The organism is Halopseudomonas yangmingensis, assembly GCF_900114825.1.
GTDB lineage: Bacteria > Pseudomonadota > Gammaproteobacteria > Pseudomonadales > Pseudomonadaceae > Halopseudomonas > Halopseudomonas yangmingensis.
This window is the reverse complement of record NZ_FOUI01000041.1, coordinates 1-1,468: the sequence shown is the minus strand read 5'-3', so window position 1 is coordinate 1,468 and position 1,468 is coordinate 1. Positions and strand designations below refer to the sequence as shown.

The 1,468-nt window shown below is 43.6% G+C and carries 2 protein-coding genes; both read left to right on the top strand.

The features are described 5' to 3' along the window. On the top strand, positions 1–678 hold a 678-nt coding region (locus BMZ23_RS14935), incomplete at its 5' end, for a hypothetical protein (RefSeq protein WP_218143627.1). A 58-nt stretch (positions 679–736) separates the two neighbouring features. Beyond that, on the top strand, positions 737–1,090 hold the full coding sequence (locus BMZ23_RS14930) for a hypothetical protein (RefSeq protein ID WP_143069631.1): 354 nt from the start codon (positions 737–739) through the stop codon (positions 1,088–1,090). Positions 1,091–1,468 lie beyond the last annotated feature (378 nt).

The window sequence follows — 1,468 nt, the reverse complement described above, 5'->3', positions numbered from 1 at the left end:
ACGCAGAGTGATCCGATTGGGTTGATGGGTGGGGTGAATACCTTTGGGTATGCAGAGGGAAGCCCTGCATTGTTATCAGACCCTTTTGGGCTTGCGGTCTATCTGACTTATCATGAGGTGCTAGCGTCGGGAAACTACCACCTAGCTTTGTTGATAATACCTGACGACCAGATATGGGCTGCATCGGAGGCTGCCAAGGGAGACAGGTTTTTGTTGGGCAATGATGATGCAGGTGTCGCAAGCGGTAAATATTGGACTACGATTAGTGCCGGTCCGAGTAGTGGGCTTTCATTTCCTGGAAATCTCCAGAGTACACCGAATCGAAGTGGCGATGAGCCTTGGGCCAACATAGTTGCAGGAAAGGTAAGTGCACCAATTTCTAATCTTGGTATGGCGTGTGGTGTCAGTGCTGACAGTGATTTCATAAATAGATTGCTTTTGGCTGAAGCTGGTTATAAACCGGTTTTTAATTATGACTTTTTTCCAACATATGAGACTGAGGGGTATAATTCAAATTCATTTATTATTGGAATTTTGGAGGCGGTTGGCGCTTCAGTTACTTTGCCAAATGTAAGTCTTCCAGGAGTCGAAAAGCCTGTGCCTGGCTGGGGATTTGGATATATGCCTGAGCGTCTAGATTTCGGGAATAATGCAACTAACGAAATTTTTTCTCCTTGAGAAATAACATCTAGGAAATGTCATGCATAATTCTATCATTTTTCTCGTGTAAATAAAAATGAAAGCGCAATTGATAATTCGCTCAATCGTTTTTATTGTTGCAATTTTGGCGCCAATTTTTATTGGCTGGATTGCTAGTTCACTAAATATCCAGCCTGCTGGATTTGTTTTACTTGCAATATATCCACAGGTTTTCCTTTTTTTTCCTGCCGGCTATATTCAGTCATCTGTAGTTGTTGTTATTCTTTCAGTAAGTTATTGGGTTGTGATCTTTTCTGTTTCAAATTTTCTAATTAAGAAAAGCATACTGATTTTTTTTGCCACCTTTCTTGTTATCTCGATAAGTTCTATTTGGGGCGTGCATATAATTATGTATGTAATGGGGTATCATCTACATGTAGACTCAGTATGAAGGTTAAATCAGGGCGGTACTGGGCGGTCTCAGGGTCGAAGTACAACACTCAATTGATTGCCTGATGATGTATTGATCAATAAGCGTCCGGCGATCACATCCTGTGATTGACAGGCTCCAGCTCTTAGGCTCCTTCCTGATTGCGCGCCTCGTCGCATTTTTATCCGTAATGTGACGTGCATCACCCTTGCAGCGTGATTGGGTTATATGTTTTCACGTGCAAACATAGACTCGCGCGTTGGCGATAGTTGGATGTTATCGACTCTGTTTAATCTTCCCTGAGCTGCAAAAGGACTTGCCCATGCCCCGGCTGTTATTGGCCCGTCGTGCACTGCGCGGCGCGACCTTCACCGAGTACTTGATTGTCATTGGCGCCAT

Coding starts and splice junctions, on each gene's coding strand:
- BMZ23_RS14930 (WP_143069631.1), top strand. CDS start 737: ATGAAAGCGCAATTGATAATTCGCTCAATCGTTTTTATTGTTGCAATT.